The sequence below is a fragment of the Patulibacter sp. genome (assembly GCF_030655195.1).
Classification (GTDB): domain Bacteria; phylum Actinomycetota; class Thermoleophilia; order Solirubrobacterales; family Solirubrobacteraceae; genus Patulibacter.
The window spans coordinates 12,380-30,258 of record NZ_JAURWA010000040.1 but is presented as its reverse complement, the minus strand read 5'-3'; the positions used below and the strand labels follow the sequence as shown (position 1 = coordinate 30,258).

General features: G+C 75.7%; 18 protein-coding genes. 8 read left to right on the top strand and 10 right to left on the bottom strand.

Translation table 11 applies throughout. The features are described from left to right. Nucleotides 1–7: 7 nt before the first annotated feature. The 3 genes from Q7T67_RS04205 to Q7T67_RS04195 form a co-directional block, all read right to left on the bottom strand. Nucleotides 8–784, bottom strand: a complete 777-nt coding sequence (locus Q7T67_RS04205) for a hypothetical protein (RefSeq protein ID WP_304786313.1) — start codon at nt 782–784, stop codon at nt 8–10. A 213-nt stretch (nt 785–997) separates the two neighbouring features. Then, nucleotides 998–2,002, bottom strand: coding sequence for a M48 family metallopeptidase (locus Q7T67_RS04200; protein WP_304786311.1), 1,005 nt, complete (start codon nt 2,000–2,002; stop codon nt 998–1,000). A 118-nt stretch (nt 2,003–2,120) separates the two neighbouring features. Continuing rightward, a complete protein-coding gene (locus tag Q7T67_RS04195; protein ID WP_304786309.1) occupies nt 2,121–3,617 on the bottom strand; it encodes an aminotransferase class I/II-fold pyridoxal phosphate-dependent enzyme in 1,497 nt (498 codons plus the stop codon). Nucleotides 3,618–3,791: 174 nt separating this feature from the next. Here Q7T67_RS04195 and Q7T67_RS04190 point away from each other — a divergent pair, with 174 nt between their 5' ends. The 3 genes from Q7T67_RS04190 to Q7T67_RS04180 all read left to right on the top strand — a co-directional run bounded on the left by Q7T67_RS04190 (nt 3,792) and on the right by Q7T67_RS04180 (nt 5,927). Further along, complete coding sequence (locus tag Q7T67_RS04190) at nt 3,792–4,445, top strand: HAD-IA family hydrolase (protein WP_304786307.1); 654 nt, start codon at nt 3,792–3,794, stop codon at nt 4,443–4,445. Between the two features lie 62 nt (nt 4,446–4,507). Continuing rightward, nucleotides 4,508–5,341: a thiazole synthase gene (locus tag Q7T67_RS04185; RefSeq protein WP_304786305.1), complete on the top strand. Its 834-nt coding sequence runs from the start codon at nt 4,508–4,510 to the stop codon at nt 5,339–5,341. A 94-nt stretch (nt 5,342–5,435) separates the two neighbouring features. Further along, entirely contained in the window at nt 5,436–5,927 is a 492-nt protein-coding gene (locus Q7T67_RS04180) for an ester cyclase (RefSeq protein WP_304786303.1), read from the top strand. A gap of 76 nt (nt 5,928–6,003) precedes the next feature. Here the strand turns inward: Q7T67_RS04180 and Q7T67_RS04175 are convergent, their stop codons facing one another. After that, on the bottom strand, nt 6,004–6,456 hold the full coding sequence (locus tag Q7T67_RS04175) for a plastocyanin/azurin family copper-binding protein (protein WP_304786301.1): 453 nt from the start codon (nt 6,454–6,456) through the stop codon (nt 6,004–6,006). Between the two features lie 10 nt (nt 6,457–6,466). Further along, nucleotides 6,467–7,195 carry an endonuclease/exonuclease/phosphatase family protein gene (locus Q7T67_RS04170; protein WP_304786300.1) on the bottom strand — a complete coding sequence of 243 codons (729 nt, stop codon included), beginning with the start codon at nt 7,193–7,195 and terminating at the stop codon, nt 6,467–6,469. A gap of 119 nt (nt 7,196–7,314) precedes the next feature. Here Q7T67_RS04170 and argF point away from each other — a divergent pair, with 119 nt between their 5' ends. From argF to rlmD, 4 genes are all read left to right on the top strand, one after another. Next, nucleotides 7,315–8,274 carry an ornithine carbamoyltransferase gene (gene argF / locus Q7T67_RS04165; RefSeq protein ID WP_304786298.1) on the top strand — a complete coding sequence of 320 codons (960 nt, stop codon included), beginning with the start codon at nt 7,315–7,317 and terminating at the stop codon, nt 8,272–8,274. Nucleotides 8,275–8,312: 38 nt separating this feature from the next. Next, a complete protein-coding gene (locus Q7T67_RS04160) occupies nt 8,313–8,840 on the top strand; it encodes a hypothetical protein (RefSeq protein ID WP_304786297.1) in 528 nt (175 codons plus the stop codon). Nucleotides 8,841–8,974: 134 nt separating this feature from the next. Then, nucleotides 8,975–9,991 (top strand): LLM class flavin-dependent oxidoreductase, encoded by a 1,017-nt coding sequence (locus Q7T67_RS04155; RefSeq protein ID WP_370695359.1) that lies wholly within the window; start codon nt 8,975–8,977, stop codon nt 9,989–9,991. A gap of 409 nt (nt 9,992–10,400) precedes the next feature. Continuing rightward, the gene (gene rlmD / locus Q7T67_RS04150) at nt 10,401–12,041 is read left to right on the top strand and encodes a 23S rRNA (uracil(1939)-C(5))-methyltransferase RlmD (protein WP_304786294.1); all 1,641 of its coding nucleotides are present in this window, start codon (nt 10,401–10,403) and stop codon (nt 12,039–12,041) included. Nucleotides 12,042–12,156: 115 nt separating this feature from the next. Here the strand turns inward: rlmD and Q7T67_RS04145 are convergent, their stop codons facing one another. Beyond that, nucleotides 12,157–12,645: a MarR family winged helix-turn-helix transcriptional regulator gene (locus Q7T67_RS04145; protein ID WP_304786292.1), complete on the bottom strand. Its 489-nt coding sequence runs from the start codon at nt 12,643–12,645 to the stop codon at nt 12,157–12,159. A 124-nt stretch (nt 12,646–12,769) separates the two neighbouring features. Here Q7T67_RS04145 and Q7T67_RS04140 point away from each other — a divergent pair, with 124 nt between their 5' ends. Next, on the top strand, nt 12,770–13,726 hold the full coding sequence (locus Q7T67_RS04140; RefSeq protein ID WP_304786290.1) for a zinc-binding dehydrogenase: 957 nt from the start codon (nt 12,770–12,772) through the stop codon (nt 13,724–13,726). Nucleotides 13,727–13,825: 99 nt separating this feature from the next. Here Q7T67_RS04140 and Q7T67_RS04135 read toward each other — a convergent pair whose 3' ends face one another. The 4 genes from Q7T67_RS04135 to Q7T67_RS04120 all read right to left on the bottom strand — a co-directional run bounded on the left by Q7T67_RS04135 (nt 13,826) and on the right by Q7T67_RS04120 (nt 17,876). Beyond that, nucleotides 13,826–14,542, bottom strand: a complete 717-nt coding sequence (locus Q7T67_RS04135; RefSeq protein ID WP_304786288.1) for a hypothetical protein — start codon at nt 14,540–14,542, stop codon at nt 13,826–13,828. Further along, on the bottom strand, nt 14,515–15,129 hold the full coding sequence (locus Q7T67_RS04130) for a uracil-DNA glycosylase family protein (protein WP_304786286.1): 615 nt from the start codon (nt 15,127–15,129) through the stop codon (nt 14,515–14,517). Before Q7T67_RS04130 ends, Q7T67_RS04135 begins: the two co-directional genes overlap by 28 nt. Nucleotides 15,130–15,312: 183 nt before the next feature. Then, nucleotides 15,313–16,107, bottom strand: a complete 795-nt coding sequence (locus tag Q7T67_RS04125) for a phosphatase PAP2 family protein (protein ID WP_304786284.1) — start codon at nt 16,105–16,107, stop codon at nt 15,313–15,315. A 41-nt stretch (nt 16,108–16,148) separates the two neighbouring features. Beyond that, a complete protein-coding gene (locus Q7T67_RS04120) occupies nt 16,149–17,876 on the bottom strand; it encodes a hypothetical protein (RefSeq protein WP_304786282.1) in 1,728 nt (575 codons plus the stop codon). Nucleotides 17,877–17,879: the final 3 nt, after the last annotated feature.

The window sequence follows — 17,879 nt, the reverse complement described above, 5'->3', positions numbered from 1 at the left end:
CCCGCCGTCAGTTGCACCCCTTCGACGGCTTCGCGGCCTGCCGGAGGTACTCGAAGACCCCGGCCGGGGCGTCGCCGACCGCGGGGATGCGGAGGATGCGGCTGATCGTCCCGCCGCAGTCGTCCGTCTCGCTCGCGTCCACGAACGTGATGCCCTTCGCGAGGGCGGGGGCCAGGGCGGCCCCGACGTCCCGGACCGCGTAGATCGCGCCGTCGTGGAAGACCGGGTTCTCGTCGGGCTCCGTCGGGGGAACGAGTTTCGGGAGGGCCACCGCCACCGCGAGCCGCCCGCCCGTGGTGACCCACGCCGTGGCCAGGCCGTCCGTCTGCAGGGCGACGACGGTGTCGGGCGTCGCGGGGATCGTCGGGCCCGTGGCGACGGCGGTCCGCGTGACGGTCAGGGCGCGCCTGCCCGTCGGGACGTTCGTGGTGCGGACCGTGTCGGCGGCCGTCCCGTCGGCGGCCGTCCCGCGGGTCGTCCAGGCGAGGAACCCGCCGCCGACAGCGACCTTCGTGGCCGGCGTCCAGACGCCGAGGGAGCGGATGCGCCGGCGCTTCCCCGTCGACCGCGTGCAGGAACGCAGCGCCGTGCCGACCCGGTAGACGCGCAGGCCGACGAGGTCGTACTTCGAGGAGCGGTACAGGGTCGTGCCGGCCGTCGGGCACGGCGCGTGGCGCGTCTTCGCCGCGGCGGGCGCGGGGACCGCGGTGGCGGCGAGGACCGCGACGGTCGTCGCGAGCGACGCTCGGGCGGCGACGCGGTGGACGGCTGGGCGTGGGCGCATCTGGACCTCTCCGGGGCGGTGGGCCGCGCGCCGGACGACGAGCGGGGCCCGGCGGTCGGGTCGCCGTTCCGGGCCAGGGACAGCGTACGCCCGGAGGCGTCCGCCGGGAAGAGGTCCGCGCCCCGCCGGCCCTCGAGGTCCCGACCCGCCGGCCCTCGAGGTCCCGACCCGCCGGCCTCGGAATCCCGCCCCGCCGGCCCCGAGGTCCCGCTGCTACCGGTCCCCGAGGTTCTTGTTCAGCCAGTCCGTGACGGTCTTCGCGGCGCCCTCGGCCTGCCCGGCGACGTCCTTGAACGCCCCCTGGAACCGCTCGCGGTAGTGGTCCGCCGCGGCGCGCGCCTCGGCGCGGACGTCCGGATCCTCCTCGCCGCGCCTGGGGTAGACCCCGTCGCGGATCCGGTCGTAGTCGCCGCTCTTGACCCAGGCCATGAGCTCGTGCGCGCGCCGGACGGAGAGCGGGTGCGTCGAGCCGAGCTCCAGGTTGAGCTTCGTCCGCAGGCCGAGCCCACGGCTCTGCTTGCCGTAGTCGTCGGCCTGCGCGAGGAACGCCCCGAGGTCGAGGCGGTCCGCGGCGGTGCCGGCCGAGATCGACAGCAGCGTGCGGCACACGAGCAGCGGGTCCTGGACGACGAGCGCGGCGACGCGGTCCGACGTCAGCTCGGCCGCGCGCGACCACTCGAGCAGCGCGTTCTTCACCGCCATCAGCGGCAGGGCGGTCGGCAGCGACTTGTTCAGGACGCTGCCGCCCATGCTGAGGATGATCTGCAGGACCGTCCCGTAGAGGACGTGGTCGCAGAGCACGTGCGCGGCCTCGTGCGCGAAGACGACGCGCTGCTGGGGCGCGTCGAGCTGGTCGATGAGCTGCGAGTGGACGAGCACGAGCGGGTCGCTCGAGCCGATCGTCACCGCGTTGGACGTCGGGAACGCCGCGAGGTACAGCTCCGGCGTCCGCGCCAGGTCCAGCGTCGTGTACGCGCTGCGGTGGAGGTCGTAGACGTCGGGCAGCTGCTGCTGCGAGAGGCGCACCGCCGACGCGAGCAGGTTCTGGCGCAGGGCCCGCTCGTAGCCCATCTCGCTGAGCCGCCGGACGATCGTGTCGATCCCGGGGATCGACCCCAGCGCGGCGGTCGCGGCCCGGTCGGCGGGGTGGCGGAGGATCTGGGGATCCAGCTCCTTGAGCCGGTAGCCGGGGACGGGGAGGTCGTCGTCGCCGCTCATCGGCCCGAGGCTACCTGCCGGTGGTAAACGCCAGACCACGCCGGCGGCGCCAGGCCATGCCGGCGGCGCCCCGTCGCTCGGGCCCGTCGCGCCCGGCGGGTGGCGGCCGCGGCGGCCCTCAGCCCTCGCCGAAGCCCGCCGGCAGGACGCGGATCGTCCCGAGCTGCGGATCGGCCGCGCCGTGCAGGCGCGCGCCGGCGTCGACGAGCCGTCGGAGGTAGGCGACGATCTCGGGCGAGACCCGCTCGCCGGGCAGCAGCGCCGGGATCCCCGGCGGGTAGCCGGCGATCGACTCGCACGAGATCCGTCCCTCGGCGGCGGCCCGGTCGGCGTCGACCGTCTCGCCGGGGCCCAGGAACGCCGCGCGGGGCGGCAGCACGGACACCGCGTCCGGGGCACGGGGCGCGGGGACCGTCGTGCCGCCCCCGGGGCGTCGCAGGCGCCGGGCGATCTCGTCGAGGTCGCCGCCGACGCGCTGCAGGCCGATCGGGTCCTCGCCGATCCCCAGCAGCAGCACCACGACCGCGTGGGTGGCCAGCTCGACGTTGACGTCGTAGCGCTCGCGCAGCGCGTCGGCGACCTCGTAGCCGGTCCGGCCGATCCCGCGGACGTCGACCACGACGCGCAGCGGGTCCCAGCCGCCGACCCCGGTGCGGTGGCGCAGGCGGTCGTCGAGGACGTCGAGCCCGGGCGTCCGGCGAATCTTCGCGTGGAGCGTCGCGACGGAGGCGATCGTCTCGTGCAGGAGCGCCTCGCCGTGCACCGCGATCTGCCGGCGCGACGCGTCGAGCGACCCCATCAGCAGCGACGAGGGGGAGGTCGAGCGCAGCAGCCGGAGCGTCCGGGAGATCGCCTCGATCGAGACGCGGCCGGTGTCGGCGACGTGGAGCATCGCGCTCTGCGTCAGCGAGCCGGCGATCTTGTGGGTGCTGGTGAGGACGGCGTCGGCGCCGAGGCGCACCGCGCTCTCGGGGACGCCGGGGTGGAACCCGAAGTGCGGACCCCAGGACTGGTCGACGATCAGCGGCACGCCGGCCTCGTGGGCCACCTCGGCGAGCGCCGCCACGTCGGCGGCGATGCCGTAGTAGGTGGGGGAGACCACGAACGCCGCGCGCGGCGGGTCGCCCGCCTCCCGCGCCGCGGCCAGCACGCGCCGGAGCTCCTCGGCGTCGACCCCGAGCGCCATCCCCAGGTCGTCGTCGTACTCCGGCGCGACGAACGTCGGGGTGCCGCCCGACAGCACGAGGCCGTCGACGATCGAGGCGTGCGAGTTGCGCTGCACGACGACCCGGGCGCCCGGCGGTGCGAGCGCCAGCGTCAGCGCGTGGTTGCCCTGCGTCGCGCCGTTGGTGAGGAAGAACGTGCGCGCCGCGCCGTGGGCCTCCGCCGCCAGCGCCTCGGCCCGCTCGTACGGGGTGGGCGACAGGCCGGCGTCGACCCCGTGGATGTCCTGCGGGATGTCGAGCGCGAGCGCCTGGTCGCCGATGCCGTGACGCAGGCCGGGGTCGGCGCTGCGCCCGCCCTTGTGGCCGGGCACGTGGAAGCGCGACGCGCCGCGCAGGCCGTAGGCGACGAGCGCGTCGAAGTAGGGGGCGGTGGGCTGCGGGTCGGACACGACCCCGGGGACGGTACGGCCCCCGGGCCCCGTCGTGCCGTCGACGGACCGCCCCGGGTTGCGCCCCGCGGGTGGACGGCGCGTCGCGGGCCGGTGGGGTCCGGCCGCCCGAGGTCCCGGGCCACCGCGAACCGCACGCGCGCACCCGACGACCGGGACCGGCAGGATCGGGCGATGCCGACGACGCCCGACGGTCGCCCCGTGCGCGGCCTGACCATCGACGCGATGGGCTGCCTGGTCACCCTCGACGACCCCGTGCCGCGCCTGCGGGCGCTCGTCGCCACGACCGGGGAGCACCGCGACGACGCCGCGCTGCGGGCGGCGCTGCGGATCGAGATCGCCCACTACAAGGCCCACCACGCCGGCGCCGGCGACGATGCGGCCCTGCGCGTCCTCCAGCACGAGTGCGCGGCGCTGGTCGCCCGCGAGCTCGACCTGCCCGGCCCGGTCGACGACGCGTTCGTCGACGGCTTCCTCGACTGCCTGCGCTTCTCGGTCCTCCCCGGCGTCGTCCCCGCGCTCGAGCGCCTGCGGGCGGCCGGTGTCCCGATGGTCGTCGTGTCCAACTGGGACCGCGGGCTGCCCGTCCACCTCGAGGACCTGGGCCTCTCGCCGTTCTTCGCGGGCGTCGTGACCTCGGGCGGCGTCGGCGTCGGCAAGCCCGACCCGCGCATCTTCGCCCCGGCGCTCGAGCTGCTGGGCCTCCCCGCGTCGGTCGCCGCGCACCTGGGCGACGAGGACGTCGACCGGGACGGTGCCGCCGCCGCGGGCCTGGCCTACCTCGAGCCCCCGGTCGCGACGCTGCCGGACCGGATCGGGGTGGGATGACGGCAGGCGCCAGCCCCGCCGCTCCCCGCCCGGCCCCGGAGGCCACGGACTACCCTCACCCCATGGCCTCCGCCGAGCCCGCCGCCGCTCCGTCGGCCGCCGACGCCCTGACCCCCGCCGCCGACCCGCTGACGATCGCGGGCCGGACGTTCGACTCGCGCCTGCTGCTCGGCACGGGCGGGTTCAGCCGGATGGTCACGCTCGAGGCCGCGGTGGCCGAGTCGGGCACCGAGCTCGTGACGCTGGCGCTCCGCCGGGCCGGGTCCGGCGGCACCGACATCGAGGGCTCGCTCGTCGACGCGCTGACCCGCGCCGGTGTCGCGCTGCTGCCCAACACCGCGGGCTGCTTCACCGCGCGGGACGCGGTGCTGACCGCGAAGCTCGCCCGCGAGGCGTTCGCGACGGACTGGGTCAAGCTCGAGGTGATCGGCGACGACCGGACGCTGCTGCCCGACGCCGTCGAGCTGCTCGCCGCGGCGGAGGAGCTGGTCGCGGACGGGTTCGTCGTCCTGCCGTACACGACCGACGACCCGGTGCTCGCGCGGCGCCTGGAGGACGTCGGCTGCGCCGCCGTGATGCCGCTGGGCTCGCCGATCGGGTCCGGCCTGGGGATCCGCAACCCGCACAACATCGAGCTGATCGTCGAGCGGGCCGGGGTCCCCGTGGTCCTCGACGCCGGGATCGGGACCGCGTCGGAGGCCGCCTTCGCGCTCGAGCTCGGATGCGACGCCGTCCTCTGCGCGACCGCGATCAGCCGCGCCGAGGACCCGGTCCGGATGGCCCGTGCGATCCGGCTGGCGGTCGAGGCCGGGCGCCTGGCGCGCGGCTCGGGCCGGATCCCGCGCCGCACGCACGCGCTGCCGTCGACACCCGTGGCCGGGACCCCCGAGCTGTGAGCCGCGGCCCGCGCACCGGGCCCGCCGTCCCGTCCGCCGGGGGCCGGGCCGCGACCCGGACGACCCGGACGCCCGGACCCGCGATGATCCGCCCATGACGCAGATCGACGGCGAGGCCCTGCAGGTGCGGGTGGTGCGGACGCTGGGCAGCCGCGACCGGCAGGCCGTCGCGGCGCTCGTGACCCACGACGTCCACTACGAGGACGCGTTCGCCCCCGCCGCGCTGATCGGCCCGGACCAGGTCGCCGACCACCTGGCGCTGGTCTGGTCGGCGTTCCCCGACGTCTCGTTCGAGACCACGGGCCCGGCGCTGCACGACGGCGATCGCATCGTGGCGCTCCCGATGCGGGTCGTCGGCAACCACACCGAGCCGCTCGGCGGGGTCCCGGCGACGGACCGGTTCCTGCACGTCCACGGCATGCTCGTCCTGGAGCTCGACGCGACGGCCCACCGGGTCCACCGCGCCCGCCTCTTCGCCGACCGCTACGCCGCGGCGGTCCAGCTGGGCGTGCTGCCCCAGGCCGGCACGGTCAGCGACCGCGCCGTCCGCGCGATCCAGGGGTTCGGGCTGCTCTGGGGCAGGTAGCCGGGCCGCGACCGGCCCGCCGGGCCGCGACCGGCCCGACGGGCCCCGTCGCGAGCCCCGCGCCCGCCCGCCGGTCCTAGGCCGCGACGATCTTCAGCGTGCCGACCATGCCGGGGTGCACGGAGCAGTCGTACTCCAGCGTGCCGGCCTTCTTCGGCGTCCACTCGTAGGTCCCGCCCTCGCCGAAGAGCTCGGACTGGAAGGACGCGCCCTCGAGCGCCCGGACGTCGTGCTGCACCGCCTCGGTGTTCGTCCAGACGACCTTCTGCCCGACCTTCACCGTCGCGACCTTCGGGACGAACTGGATGTCCTTCATCGAGATGGCGACGACGTCGCCGCCCGCGGCGTCGGCCGAGGTCGTGGTCTCCGCCGGGGCGGCCTCCGTCGTGGGGTCGGCGGCGGAGGTCTCGGGCGCCGTCGTCGCGGACTCGTCGTCCCCGCCGCAGCCGGCGACCGTCAGGCCGAGGATCCCGACCGCGGCGACGCCCAGGAACGAGCGGCGGTGGAAGCGGTCCGTGGGCGACGTCATGGGCGGGAGCCTACCGGCGGTCCTCCACGTCGACGACCAGCGCGGCGTGGTCCGACAGCGTGCTCCGCGCCGGCCGCCACGAGTCGCCCGAGGCCTCCAGGCCGCGCCCCACGACGTGGTCCGGGCCGCTCGTCGCGATCCGCGTCCATCCGGCCGGCAGGGCCGCGGCGACGGCCTCGCGCGGCAGGTTCAGGTCGCCGCCGAGCAGCAGCGGCGCGTCGGCGGAGCCCCACGCCTCCAGCCGGGCGACCGCCGTCCGCAGGTCGGCGAGGGGGCGCTCCAGACCAGGTCCGTCGTCCCACTCGCCCTTCTGTCCGTGGGCGTTGCCGACCCAGAGCCCGTCGGCCGACGGGCGCTCGACCCCGCCGAGCCGGACCGCGTGCGCGACCCGGCGCTCGGGCAGCCACCGCAGCCGGCGGAGGCCGTGGGCGGTGATCGTCAGCGGCGGGCGGACGAGGATCGCGTTGCTGCCCCCGCCGTTGCTCCGCAGCAGGTCCGGCCGGCGCGCGGCGATCGCGCGGCGGACCGGCAGCAGCGCGTTGCGCGAGGTCGGAGCGGTGCGGTGCTGCGCCCCGCAGGCCCGCGCCAGCAGCGGCGGCCACCACGGCGGGACCTCCTGCAGCAGCGCGACGTCCCAGGACCACCCCGCCAGCACGACGGCGAACTCGTGCAGCAGCGGACGCCCGGCGGGCGGGTCCGCGCGACCGTGGAAGAGGTTCCAGGTGGCCACGCGCAGCACCCGGCCATCCTCGCCGATCCCCCTGCACCCGGAGCGGGTCGCGCTCCCGGCATCCCGACGACCCGCGCACGGTCCGTCCCAGGGCCCGTCGCGGCGGCGGGATGATCTAGCCTCGCCGGGTGACCACCGTGCGCCACCTGCTGACGGGGACCGAGCTCTCCCGGGACGACCTGCTGCACGTCCTCCGCCGCGCGCACGAGCTGAAGGCCCACGACGTCGCCCGCGGGACCACCCCGCCGAGCCACCCCCGCAGCCTCGCCGGGCGCTCCGTCGGCCTGATCTTCCAGAAGCCGTCGACCCGCACGCGGATCTCGATGGAGGTCGGCGTCCACGAGCTCGGCGCCCACCCGCTGCTGCTGCGGCCCGACGAGATGCAGCTCTCGCGCGGCGAGTCGGTCAAGGACACCGCGCGGATCCTCTCCCGCCACGTCCACGCCGTCGGCATCCGCACGAACGAGGACGCGCTGCTCGAGGAGCTCGCGGCGGAGGGCACGATCCCGGTCGTCAACCTGCTCACGGACGGGCACCACCCCTGCCAGGTGCTCGCCGACCTGCTGACCCTGCAGGAGGCGTTCCCGCACCGGCTGTCGGACGACGGTGGCCTCGACGACCTGCACCTCGCCTACGTCGGCGACGGCAACAACGTCGCCCGGTCGCTCGCGCTCGTCGGCTCGATCGCCGGCCTGCGGGTGAGCGTCGTGGCGCCCGACGGCTACCAGCTGGCCGCGGGCGAGACGCCCGCCGAGCTGTCGAAGGACCCGCGGGCCGGCGTCGCCGGGGCGGACTGCCTCTACGCCGACGTCTGGGTCTCGATGGGTGACACCGACAGCGACGAGCGGCGCGTCGCCCTGGCGGACTACGGCGTGACCGACGAGCTGCTCGACGCCGCGGGCCCCGGGGCGATCGCGCTGCACTGCCTGCCCGCGCACCCGGGCGAGGAGATCTCGGCCGAGGTCCTCTACGGCGACCGCCAGCGGATCTGGGACCAGGCCGAGAACCGGCGTCACGCGCAGAAGGCGCTGCTGGAGTGGGTCCTCCGCGCCGGACCGTTCGCCGACGCGCCCGGGACCGTCGAGTAGGCTCGGGCCACAGTGGACCTCCTCGGCGCGGTGCAGCGATGAAGCAGGGTCCCCCGGAGGACGCACCAGGCCTCGGGGACGACGGGCGCGACGACGCGCTGCTCGCCCAGCTGACGGCCCTGCGCCGCTCACTGGCCCGCAGCGTCGCGGAGACCGGCGAGCGGGTGCAGGAGACGGTGGAGGACGCCGTCCGTCGCGGGCGCATGACGCGCAAGGACGCCAGCGAGCTGGCCGCCGCGATCGTCGCGGCGAGCCGCAGGCAGACCGACGAGATCCGTCAGGAGATCGAGGCCCTTCTCGAGCGCGGTCGCCGTACCGTCGGCAAGGGTGGGACGGCCGGCGCCGGCGCGGCGCTCCCGGAGGCCGTCGCGATCCCGATCGAGCGCGAGGGCGGTGGTGAGCGCACCCTGCCGATCGAGCGCTACGACGAGCTGACCGCGGTGCTCGTGCGCAAGAGCCTCACGGGGCTGTCGGACGACGAGCTGCGCGCGGTGCGCGAGCACGAGGTCGCCCACGCGAACCGCAAGACGGTGCTCGCGGCGGTCGACCGGCTGCTCGACGCCTGAGCACGGTCCGGGGCGCGGGAGGCCCCGTCCGCACCGGCCCGGAGGGACGCGGGTGTAGCCTCGAAGGAGGATCCCGGGAGTCGCCCGGGGTCGAGCCCGGGTGCGCCCGGGCCGGTAGGGAGGCTCGTATGGCTGTGCGGTTGTCGGTACTGGATCTGGCCACGGCGGGGGGCGGCGTGACCCCGCGGGACGCACTGCTCGGCAGCGCGGAGCTGGCGCGTCACGCCGAGCGGTGGGGCTACGGGCGCTACTGGTTCTCGGAGCACCACAACATGCCGAGCATCGTCTCGTCGACGCCGGCGGTGCTCGCCGGGTTCATCGCCTCGCACACCGAGCGGATCCGCGTCGGGTCGGGCGGCGTCATGCTGCCCAACCACTCGCCGCTGGTGATCGCCGAGCAGTACGGCACCCTCGCGACGCTCTACCCGGGCCGCGTCGACCTCGGCCTGGGCCGCGCGCCGGGCACCGACTTCGAGACGGTGCAGGCGATGCGTCGCTCGCCCGACGCCTCCGAGCGGTTCCCGCAGGACGTCCAGGAGCTCCAGCGGCTGCTCGGCCCCGCCCGCCCCGGCGCGACCGTCCGGGCGATCCCGGGGGAGGGCACCGAGGTGCCGCTCTACATCCTGGGCTCGTCGCTGTTCGGGGCCGGCCTGGCCGCCCACCTCGGCCTGCCGTACGCCTTCGCGTCGCACTTCGCGCCCGCCGAGCTGCTGAACGCGGCCAGGCTCTACCGCGCCGAGTTCCGGCCCTCCGAGGCGCTGGAGGAGCCGTACATGATCGCCAGCATGAACGTCTTCGCCGCCGACACCGACGACGAGGCGCAGCTGCTGCACGCCACGGCGCTGGAGAAGATGGCCCGCGCGCTGTCGGGTCGCTCCGTCGACCGCAGCGACCGCGCCGAGACCGAGGCGATCCTGCGCTCGCCCGTCGGACGGCACGCGCAGCAGATGCTGCACTTCTCGGCCGTCGGCGACGCGGACGCCGCGGCCCAGCAGGTCTCGGCCTTCGCCGAGGCGTCGGGCGCGGACGAGGTGATGGTCGCGATGAACGTCGCCGACCTGTCGGCCCGCATCCGCTCGTACGAGCTGCTCGCGTCGGTCCTCGTGCAGGACGAGGCGCAGACGGTGGTCGGCGGGGCCGCGGCGGACTGACCCCGGAGCACCGGGCCTCGCGGGGACCGGACACCGTGGTGTCCGGTCCCCGCGCCCGCGTGTCCCTCAACACGCGGGGTCGGCCGGTTCCCTCGTCGCCGTCCGGCCCTCACACCGGGGTCGGCGACGCGTCGTGATCGCGGAGAAGCAGGGGTCGTCCCGGGCGCCGCTCCCGATGACCGACATCCACCGCCGGTCCTCGCGGACGGGCGGCCTCATGGCGTTGGTCGCCGGGAACGGTCCCGGGGCGGTCTCCTCGAAAGAGTTCGGCTACCCGAACTTCTCCGACCACGGGAGGAACATAGCGCACGTCCATCGCGATTGCCAACGGCCCGGGTCGGGATTGGAACGGGGCCGTCCACGCCGTCGGCTCCGGGCCGCCCGCGCGCGTTCGTGCGACCCTTGATCGATGCCCGACGAGACGCCCCGCCACGACCCCGCCGCCGCGGACGCCCCGTCGGAGTCCCCCGCCCCGGACGAGGCCGGCCCGGCCGGACCGACGTCCTCCCCGGAGACCGGCACGGTCGACGAGGCCGCCGTCGCGACCGTCGAGGGCGACGCCGGCGTGGACGACGCCTCCGGGGCGCCCGACGACGTCGCCGACGCGACGGCCGCCGGTGCTCCCGCCGTCGACCCCCGCGAGGAGATGCGCGAGAACGGCGGCGTGACGAAGCCCAAGCGGCAGCGTCCGCCGCGCCCGCACCGCGGCGAGCAGCTCGAGCTGAAGGTCGAGACGCTCGCCCACGGCGGCAACGGCATCGCGCGGACCGAGGGCGGCTGGGTCGTCTTCGTCCGCGGCGGCATCCCGGGCGACGTCGTGCGCGGCACGATCACCAAGCGCAAGAAGGACTACGGCGAGGCCGTCATCGACGAGCTGCTCGTGCCGTCCGAGGAGCGCATCCCGGCCGTCGCCGACCACCCCGGCGCGCCGTGGCAGGTGCTCCCCTACGAGCGCCAGCTCGAGATCAAGGCCGGGCAGGTCGAGGACGCGCTGCGCCGCCTGGGCGGCCACACCGACGTCGAGATCGAGCCGATCGTCCCGTCCGTCGAGCAGTGGCGCTACCGCAACAAGCTCGAGTACTCCTTCGGCGAGGACGGCGAGGGCAACCTGAAGCTCGGCTTCCACGCCGCGGGCTCGTGGCAGGACATCGTCCACATCGACGACTGCCTGCTGGCGTCCGAGATCGGCAACGAGGCCCGCAACCTCGTCCACGCCTGGTGCGTGGAGCAGGGCCTCTCGGCGTACGACCGCAAGCTCCACCAGGGCCTCCTGCGCAACCTCGTCGTCCGCGAGGGCACGCGCACGGGCGAGCTGCAGGTCCGCATCGTCACGTCCGTCGGCGAGTTCGACGTGGCGGGCCTGGCGACGCACCTGAACGAGGCGATGAGCGTGGCGCCCACCGGCGTGCTCTGGACCCAGATGACCCAGGTCGGCGAGACGACCTACGGCGGCGACACCGACGTCGTCACCGGCGGGGCGTACATCCACGAGGAGATCCGCGGCCTGCGCCTGCGCATCTCGCCCGAGGGCTTCTTCCAGACGAACACCGTGATGGCCGAGCGCCTCTACGAGCTCGCGGCCGAGTACGCCGGCCTCGAGGGCTGGGAGCGCGTGTTCGACCTCTACTGCGGCTCGGGCTCGCTCGGCCTGACCCTCGCCTCGCACGCCGGCGAGATCATCGGCGTCGAGATCGTCGAGGAGTCGATCCAGGACGCGGCGACCAACGCGGCCCTGAACGACATCCGCAACGCCAAGTTCCTCGCCTCGGACGCCCGCACCGGTCTGCCCGACGCGATCGAGCTGGCCGGCCGCCCGGACGTCCTGATCGTCGATCCGCCCCGCGCCGGCCTCGGCCCGCGCGTCTGCCGCCGGATCGTCGAGGCCGCGCCGAAGCGGATCGTCTACGTCTCCTGCAACCCGACGACGCTGGCGCCCGACGCCCAGCGGATCGTCGAGGGCGGCTACGTGCTGCGCAAGGTCCGCCCGGTCGACATGTTCCCGCAGACGCCCCACGTGGAGTGCGTCGCCGTGCTCGACCGCGTGGCCTGAGGGGGCGGGCCCGCGCCCCGGGTGCCCGGGACGCGCCGGGCGGAGACGTCGCAGGCGGGGATGCGGCGGGCGGGGATGCGGCGGGGGGCCGATCCCCCGGTCGGTCCCGCCCTGCCTACGGCTGCTGGGTCTCGAGCGCCGAGCCGTCCGCACCGCTCGCCGTGGCCAGCGTCTGGTTGAACCGGTCCATCAGCTCGGCGAGGGTGGCGACGTCGTCCGGGGCCCAGTCCGAGAGGCGGCCCGTGAGGTACTCGATGCGGGCTTGGCGCACGTGCTCGCGCTCCTTGCGGCCCGCGTCGGTGATCGCCACGATCGTCGCCCGGCGGTCCTCGGTCGAGCGCGTCCGGTCGACGAACCCGCGACGCTCGAGCGGGGCGATCTGCCGGGTCACGGTCGAGGCGTCGAGGTCGAAGGCCAGCGCCAGCTGGCTCATCGTCTGCTCGCCGCGGCTCTCGAGCAGCGCGAGCAGCAGGTAGCCCGACCGGTCCAGCGGCGACCGCGCGACGTCGAGCGAGGCGACGCGCACCCGCTCGGTGCGCCGGGCCAGGATCGCCAGCTCGAGCTGGAGGTGGTCGATCGGGTCGCTGGGGCGCTTGGGGGCCATGCGCGGTGCAGGCTAGCGGAGTTGCAGCATGCAAGGACGTCGGACCGAGCGGCGGCGCGCCACGTCCGGGGCGTCCGTTCCCTCCGTCGCGGGCCCCCGCGCGCCGACGGGTAGCGTGCGTCCCATGCGTGCCGCCACGATCAAGGACGGCGGGATCGTCGTCGCCGAGCACCCCGACCCCGAGCCCGGACCCGGCGAGGTCCTCGTCCGCGTCCGCGCGGCCGGGCTCAACGGGGCCGACGTGCTGCAGCGCTCGGGGAAGTACCCCGCTCCGCCCGGCCACCCCCAGGACATCCCGGGCCTCGAGTTCGCCGGCGAGGTCGTCGGGCTCGGTCCCGCCGCGGAGCGCTTCGCGGTCGGGGATCGCGTCACCGGCATCACGGGCGGCGGCGGCCAGGCCGAGCTGCTGAAGGTGCACGAGCGCCAGATCACCCCGGCGCCGCACGGGCTGGACTGGGCACAGGTCGGTGGGTTCTCGGAGGTCTTCACGACCGCGCACGACGCGATCATCACCCAGGCCGGGCTGCGTCCGGGTGAGCGCCTGCTCGTCCACGGCGCGGCCGGCGGTGTCGGCACCGCCGGGGTGCAGCTCGGGCACGCGATGGGGGCCCACGTCACGGCGTCCGTGCGCAACCAGGAGCTGCACAACCGCGTCGCGGCGCTCGGTGCGGACGAGGTCGTCTTCCCGGAGCTCCTCGAGTCGCAGGAGCACGACGCCCGGCCGTTCGACGTGGTCCTCGAGCTCGTGGGCGCCCCCAACCTGGGCGTGAACGTCCGCCGCCTGGCCACGGGCGGCCGCATCGTCGTGATCGGCGTCGGCGGCGGGGCGAAGGGCGAGGTGAACCTGTTCGGCCTGATGAGCGCCCGCGGCCGGATCATGGCCTCGACCCTCCGTGCCCGCCCGCTCGAGGAGAAGGCCGCCGCCGCCCGGCGCATCGAGCGCGAGGTCCTGCCGCTCGTCGCCCGGGGCGCGATCACGGTCCCCGTCGCGGCGTCCTACCCGCTCGACGACGCCGCGGCCGCGTACGACCACTTCACCGGCGGCGGCAAGCTCGGCAAGATCGTCCTGACCTTCAACTGACGGTCGGCGGGCGCGCGGGCGCTCGACGGCCCGCACCGGTCGGGCGCCGGCGTCGCGGGCCGCGGCTGGTCGGCCCGTCCCACGGTCCGTCGCCGCCCGTCAGCCCCGTTCGATGCCGCCGCCTCGGAGCCACCGGGGCAGCGCGTCGGAGCAGGCGATGAGGAAGCCGCCGGCGACGAAGGCCGTGAACGGCATCGCGCGATCGGTGCGCCACTCCAGCAGGTAGGCCAGCAGCAGGCCGACGGTCATGCCGACCGCCGCGCCGGCCGGCCGCAGGCGCTCGCGCACCGCGTAGCCCTGCAGGGCGGCGAGGAAGAGGACCGTGGCGATCGAGATCTCGCCGGCGGCGGTCTGCGCGCTCCACGACGGCAGCTCGAGCAGCAGCGGGTCGCCGGCGGAGACGGGCATCGGCCACGTCTTGGTCGTCGCCGCGGGCAGGGTCGTGACCAGGTCGACGACGCCGATGACGAGCGGCAGCCCGAGGACGAACGCGCCCAGGTCGAAGACGCGGGCGAAGAGCAGACCCAGGGCGATCGCCAGCAGCGTCTCGGGCAGGGTGCCCGCGCCGTGGGCCCCGAGCGCGGCCGCGGCGGCGGTCGCCAGCAGGCCGGCCGCGGCCAGGGCCGCCAGCGCGACGGGGATCCGCGTGAGCGGACCGAGGACGTAGGCGAGCGCCCCGATCAGGGCCAGCGGGGGCACCGCCGCCACGAGCGCCGCCCGCGGAGGCGGCTGGAGCTCGGGCAGCGCGGGTGCCAGCAGCAGCAGCGCCGCGAGGGCGCCGAGGACCGCTAGTACGGGGGCAGCGAGTCGTGCCACTGGCCGAGCTCCCGGAAGGCCGTCCAGAACGCCTGCTTGGCGCCGAGCTCGTCCAGCGCGTCGTCGACCGCCGGGGTCACGAGCACCTCGCACGCCGGCGTGAACCGCTGGATCGCGCCGGGCTGGTCGCGGACGGTCTCGGTCATCGGCAGGTCCAGGCCGTTCAGGACCTCGAGCGCGTCGGCACCCATCACGACGATCATCCGCGGCTGGACGATCGCGATCTCCTCCGCCAGGAACGTCGAGGCCGCGGCGGGCAGGACCTGCGGCGCGTCGGTCGCCCTGTCGGTGCTCGGCCACTTGTCGCAGAGCGTGCCGTAGACCGTCATCGGGTCGACGCCGAGGCGGCCGAAGCTCTTGAGCACCGCCGCGCCGGAGCGGCCGTAGAACGCGACGCCCTCCTCGATCTCCTCGCGTGAGGCGTGGTGCTTCAGCAGCAGGACGTCGGCCTGTGGATGACCGGAGCCCACCACCGCCACCGACGCGTCGTCGGGACGCGCGTCCTGCACGTCGTGGTTGAGAGCGTTGATCTCGAGGATCGCACGCTCGAGGTACTTGTCGTGGATCTCGTCGTCGGTCACGGGCATCTGGCGTGGTGATTGCCCGCGGCGGCGCGGCGTCCTCGCGGTTGCAGCGCCCGTTGCCGGATGCAGCAAGTCGTGCTGCACGCCGCGCGGGGGAGGAGTTCGCGGGCGGGCGGCGGATCGCGCGCAGGATCCTGGCCCGCGCCCCGGCCCCGGAGGACCGGCCCGCGGGCCCCGCGGGCCCGTCTAGGAGGCCGCGCCCTCCGGCACCGGCCGGCGGGTGCCGAACTTCCAGGCGTGGGGGCGCAGCTGTCCGAGCCGGCGGGCGACCAGGGCGGAGATCCCGACCGCCAGCGCGCCGAAGACGCCGTCGAGGAAGAAGTGGTTGCCCGTGGCCATCACGACGAACAGGACCACGAGGGGATAGAGCCCCCAGAAGACCTTCGTGGCGCGGTGCTTGGAGAGCTTCGCGAGCGGGATGCCGATCATCAGCGAGAAGCCGACGTGCATCGACGGCACCGCGGCGTACGGGTTGAAGAGCTTGGAGACCGTCGAGGTCTGGTCCGCCGGGTCGACCTTCGTCATCTCGGCGACCGCGTCGTGGATGCCCAGGCCCGGCACCAGGCGCGGCGGGGCCGTCGGCAGCAGGACGTAGCCGACGAGCGCCAGCGCCCACGCACCGATGAACATGTTGCGGACGAACCCGAACGCCTCGTTGTGGCGGAGGTAGATGTAGATCATCGCCCCGAACGTCACCGAGAACTGGGCGTTCAGGTACATCAGGCTCGACGCGTCGGAGAGGTACGGCACGCTGCGCGCGAACGACTGGATGCCGCCCTCCATGTCGAGGTGCAGGAGGCGCTCCGTCGAGACGATCCAGTCCGCGTTGGCGAACGCCTGGCTCGCGCCGAGCTGGTCGTTGATCAGCCCTCGGGTGTTCTGGTACAGCGTGTACGCCACGACCACGACGAGCAGCTGGAGGACCGCGTCGATCGGCCCGTTGGGCAGCAGTCGGCGGGGGCGGGTGAGGAAGGCTGGCATCTGGCGGGACCGGTCGCGGGCGACGGATCCCTCCGCGGGGACTACGGCTCGCAGTCCTCCGGGCCGGGTCGGCGCCACGGCGCCGCGGGTGCGGCGTCCACCGCAACCGTATCGCGTCCCGCGACCCGCATGAGCGTCCAGCCGCCCCGGCCGCGGGTCAGGCACGCGTCCCCGCCCCTGGCGCGCAGGTACGGGCTCCACCGGATCCGCAGGTCCACGAGACCCGATCGGGGAACGTCGACGGTCATGGATCCGGGGCCGGTCCGGACGACGCGCGGTGCTCCGACGGCCCCCGCCCCGGCGTCGCCGGCGTCCCCGGCGGCCCAGGTCGCCAGGGCCGTCGGGCGGACCACGCGCCACACGGTCCAGTGCGGGCCGCCCCCGGCGCGGACGAGCCCCGGCACGCGCCCGCCCCGCAGGAGCGCGGCCTCGTCCTCCGACGCGCCGTCGAGCGTCGCGTCGGTCAGGACCACCCACGAGACGGCCTCGTCGCGCAGCCATGCGCCGTAGGACCTCGCGGTCGGCGGGCCGTCCAGGTCGTCGTAGAAGAGCGGCGACCGGTCGCGGTCGAGCTGCCGGATCCATCCGCGCGCGAGCGGGACCGCCGGGGTGATCCAGCGCGCCTCGCCGCGACGGGCGGTCGGGACGACCTCGACGCGGCCCGGCGACGCGGCGACCCGCCGGGCGAGGTCGGCCTGCACGGGCGCCCAATAGGACGCGCGGGCGCTGCGGTCGCCCCAGGCCTGGGTCGCGTCGCGGACCGGCGGGTACCACTGCCACCACAGCAGCGGCAGGGCCAGGAGCGCGAGGGCGAGCGGGCGACGACCCCAGAGCGCGGCGGCGACCACCGGCCCGCCGGCCAGCGCGGCCAGGCGCGTGGCGTTGCCGCCCATCGGCGTGGGCAGCGCCCCCGCCAGCAGCACGCCGACGAGGTACAGCGCCACCCCGATGCGCAGGGTCCGGTGCTCGCGAGGCAGGACGACGAGCACGACCGCGAGCACCACGACCGCCGGCCACAGCGCCGAGGCGACGAACGGCTCGGAACCGCCGGTCGGGAAGGCGGCGGAGAGGACGGCCGCGGCGCCCAGCGCGGCGACCGCGACGACCAGGGGGACGATCGGGTCCCGTCCGTCGCCGCCGCTCCGGCGCAGGCCTCCGAGCCACCACGCGCCGGCGACCATCGCCAGGAACAGCGCTGCGACGGGGCTGGCCAGCGCGGTGAGGGCGGCCCCGATCGCGCCGACGACGGCGCGGCGGGTCGAGGTGGCTCGGTGCGAGGTGAGGTCCGGCGGCGCCGGATCGTGCCAGCCGCCGGCGGCCGCGTCCGTCGGCGTTCCGGCGCCCGCGTCCGCCCGCCGACGCGCGACGAGGAGCGTCCCGAGCGCCACCGCGGTCCCCAGGACGAAGGTCGTCCGGCCCGTGAACTGCAGCCCGCCGACGCCCGCGGCGAACCACCAGGCGGCGACGGTGCCGCCGCGGCCCGGCCAGGTCGACCTCGCGAGCCGGTCGAAGGCCCACGCCGCCGCGACCGCCGCCAGCGCCGTGATCACGGCCGGCCCCAGCACCAGGCCCAGGAGCGGCATCAGCACGCTGTAGCCGGGCAGGTGGTGGCCGCCGAACCAGGAGAGGTCGAACAGCCAGACGCCGTCGCGGGCGACGGCCACCCGGTGGGACTGGGCGGCGAGGTCGGTCGTCGGCGGGGCGGACAGCGCGTAGACGAGCGCCGCCAGCGCGGTCAGCGCCCACGGCGGAGGCGGGCGTCTCCGCACCCG

Excerpts from the sequence above, each read along its gene's own strand:
- Q7T67_RS04175 (WP_304786301.1), bottom strand. The coding sequence starts at position 6,456 with ATGACGTCGCCCACGGACCGCTTCCACCGCCGCTCGTTCCTGGGCGTC.
- Q7T67_RS04185 (WP_304786305.1), top strand. The coding sequence starts at position 4,508 with ATGGCCTCCGCCGAGCCCGCCGCCGCTCCGTCGGCCGCCGACGCCCTG.
- Q7T67_RS04160 (WP_304786297.1), top strand. The coding sequence starts at position 8,313 with ATGAAGCAGGGTCCCCCGGAGGACGCACCAGGCCTCGGGGACGACGGG.
- Q7T67_RS04180 (WP_304786303.1), top strand. The coding sequence starts at position 5,436 with ATGACGCAGATCGACGGCGAGGCCCTGCAGGTGCGGGTGGTGCGGACG.
- Q7T67_RS04190 (WP_304786307.1), top strand. The coding sequence starts at position 3,792 with ATGCCGACGACGCCCGACGGTCGCCCCGTGCGCGGCCTGACCATCGAC.
- Q7T67_RS04125 (WP_304786284.1), bottom strand. The coding sequence starts at position 16,107 with ATGCCAGCCTTCCTCACCCGCCCCCGCCGACTGCTGCCCAACGGGCCG.
- Q7T67_RS04140 (WP_304786290.1), top strand. The coding sequence starts at position 12,770 with ATGCGTGCCGCCACGATCAAGGACGGCGGGATCGTCGTCGCCGAGCAC.
- Q7T67_RS04200 (WP_304786311.1), bottom strand. The coding sequence starts at position 2,002 with ATGAGCGGCGACGACGACCTCCCCGTCCCCGGCTACCGGCTCAAGGAG.
- Q7T67_RS04205 (WP_304786313.1), bottom strand. The coding sequence starts at position 784 with ATGCGCCCACGCCCAGCCGTCCACCGCGTCGCCGCCCGAGCGTCGCTC.
- rlmD (WP_304786294.1), top strand. The coding sequence starts at position 10,401 with ATGCCCGACGAGACGCCCCGCCACGACCCCGCCGCCGCGGACGCCCCG.
- Q7T67_RS04130 (WP_304786286.1), bottom strand. The coding sequence starts at position 15,129 with ATGCCCGTGACCGACGACGAGATCCACGACAAGTACCTCGAGCGTGCG.
- Q7T67_RS04145 (WP_304786292.1), bottom strand. The coding sequence starts at position 12,645 with ATGGCCCCCAAGCGCCCCAGCGACCCGATCGACCACCTCCAGCTCGAG.